General features: G+C 62.1%; 1 protein-coding gene and 1 pseudogene. One reads left to right on the top strand and one right to left on the bottom strand.

The window, feature by feature from the left end; genetic code table 11:
* Positions 1 to 356 (top strand): annotated as a pseudogene (locus R5W23_RS09275) (hypothetical protein); the annotation flags it as partial.
* On the opposite strand, the gene R5W23_RS09270 reads toward R5W23_RS09275, so the two are convergent.
* Positions 353 to 905: hypothetical protein (locus tag R5W23_RS09270; protein WP_320686090.1), on the bottom strand; the 553-nt coding region annotated here is incomplete at its 5' end. The pseudogene R5W23_RS09275 and the gene R5W23_RS09270 overlap by 4 nt on opposite strands.

Here is a 905-nt window from a genome sequence, read left to right as displayed (position 1 = left end):
ACGCCACCGCGCAAGAACCCAAGAAGGATGAGAAAAAGCCGCCGTTCGCCCCAGGGGAGCCGGACACGTACACCCAGCTCGTCACGGTCCGCAAGATGGCGTCGAACAAGAAACTCGCCAACCCCGTCAAGAACGTCCGCGCCGAATGGGTTGTGATGCCCAATGGTGCGAAAGTGGTGTACACCCACTCATTCCTGACCGATACTACAGTTGGGTCAGAGATCACGGACAAGGACGGGGTCGTGTGGGTTGTGGAGAAGGCCGTCAAGGGCACCGCGCACTACCAGAACTACGTCAAGAAGAAAGAGGAGCCCAAGAAGGAAGAGCCGAAGAAGGAAGAGCCGAAGAAGCCCTAGCTCACCGCTCCGGGCACGAACAGGTTCTTGAACTCGCGCACCGGGAACAGGTGGTTCCCGTCCGCGAGCCCGCCCGGCACCGACGGGTACCCCGGCCCCCGGCCCGTCAGGTAATAGCCACTGGCCGGCCCCGTGTTGTCGAAGTAGTAGAACCCTAGGTGGCCGAACGGCACCGCCTTCTCCGTGAACTGATAGCCAATGTCCCACGAGTACCCCAACCCGCTCGCGTCCGGCAGCAGCCGCTCCTCCACGCCCATCAGTTGCAGCGTCAACGGCGGGTGCCCCCAGATCGCGCTCTTGTTCAGCGCCCCAATGTAACCACGCCCGCTGACCGTCCCGTCACCCTTCACACGCTTCGTGAGCGCCGCCCCCGGTCCCCACGCGCCTGTTGGCACTCGGCGCCAGATGACCTTCTTTTGGGTGACACCCTCAACAAAGCCAATACCATAGGGGATCGGCTTCATGTGTGGAGTGGGGCCGTATGGCGACGTAGTCATGCCGCCAGGTACCAGATAATTCATGGCACCGCCGGGCAAGGAGATGTAGTTC

It is taken from the genome of Gemmata algarum, assembly GCF_034097035.1.
GTDB lineage: Bacteria > Planctomycetota > Planctomycetia > Gemmatales > Gemmataceae > Gemmata > Gemmata algarum.
The sequence above is the reverse complement of the archived record's forward strand: the minus strand, read 5'-3'. Positions and strand labels throughout refer to the sequence as shown.